Annotated in this window: 1 protein-coding gene and 1 pseudogene; one reads left to right on the plus strand and one right to left on the minus strand. The window is 68.5% G+C overall.

Annotation, left to right across the window (positions count from 1 at the left end; all coding sequences use genetic code 11):
• A pseudogene (locus tag ACWEKS_RS49370) lies at positions 1 to 219 on the plus strand (class I SAM-dependent methyltransferase); the annotation flags it as partial.
• A gap of 497 nt (positions 220 to 716) precedes the next feature.
• Here ACWEKS_RS49370 and ACWEKS_RS49375 read toward each other — a convergent pair.
• Positions 717 to 983 carry a hypothetical protein gene (locus ACWEKS_RS49375; protein WP_452346608.1) on the minus strand — a complete coding sequence of 89 codons (267 nt, stop codon included), beginning with the start codon at positions 981 to 983 and terminating at the stop codon, positions 717 to 719.
• Positions 984 to 1,338 lie beyond the last annotated feature (355 nt).

The raw sequence follows: 1,338 nt of genomic DNA on the forward strand, positions 1-1,338 counted from the left end.
TTCACCGAGGACTGGGTCCGTGATGGCCGGGCGATGAGTATGCGGTTCTGGCACCGGCCGCTGCGCGCCATGCTGGCGGCGTTCGCGGCCTCCGGGTTTCGTGTCGACGACATCAGCGAACCAGCCCCGCAACCCGAAATGGCCGACCAAACACCAGATGCCTACCGGCATCTCACTCGTCACCCCCAGTTCGTGGTGTTCTCGCTGACTGCCCGCTGACACGCGCGCGGCGCGAGCGGATTCCAGACGCGATGTCATCACCGCCTCGCCCGAACACGCCCACCCCCGCTGGGCAACGGGAGCACTCGCTGCCGGTGTCGCAGACCGACCCTGGCCCCGGGTGCCGGTTCGATCGCTGAACTGCGCTCACCGCCGTCGCCGGGCGGCGGGGTCGGTCTGGGCCTGCCCGGCCCGCAGCGCGTCCTTGCCCGGCCGCGCTGAAACGACGAAAGGAAGGGTTAGGTGATGGTCATGTAGCTGCTTGTGTCGCAATGACCCGGACTTTCAGGCCAAGATGGCGCGGATGCTCGACCTCTACGATCACCCGCCCGCCGACGGGTGCGTGGTCTGTGTCGACGAGTTCGGGCCGTTGAAGCTGCAGCCGCGCCCGGGCCGCGGCTGGTTCACCGTCAGCTGGCCATGCGGGCAACCTACCATCGCACCAACGGCGGGCAGCACATGTTCGGTGCCCTGGACCTGCGCACCGGGCAGCTCTACTACCGGATCCCAGCGAGATAACGAAGGTATTGCTGGCCAACTCGGAAGTCCGACGCCGCCAGCGCCGGCGCCCAGGATCTGGCCCAGGCGAGCACGGATTTGAACGGCACCCGGACGCCAAGATCTTCACCAGCTTCCCCGGCCTCGGCCCGCTGTCCGGTGCCCGGTTGCTCGCCGGGATCGGTGATGACCGCGACCGTTTCGCCGATGCGAATGGGCTGAAGGCCCTGCGCCGGATCCGCGCCGATCACCCGCGCCAGCGGCAAGAAAACCGTTGTGCTGCACCGGCACATCAAGAACCGCCGCCTGGTCAGGATCGGACCGATGCGAGCGTTGGCGTCGCTGCGCGCCTCGGCGGGCGCGCGGCGACACTACTTGTTCCAGCCCGGCGCGGCTGCCGCTCCCATGTGGTCCGGACCGGATCCAAGAGTTGCCGGCCAGTTCCTCCGGCGTAGCGACAATGCGCGGTTCTGACTCAAAGGATCCCACGTGCCGATCCTCACCCACGGGTGTCGGCGGGGCGGCGCAGCGGCATGGTTGGAGGTGGTCTCGCCCGGCTGAGGTCAGGGCCGGGCGAGACCGTTTCTCCGGCACGGCGATGTACCGGGGCTTGGGTGACAG

The sequence above is a fragment of the Nocardia sp. NPDC004711 genome, assembly GCF_053601595.1.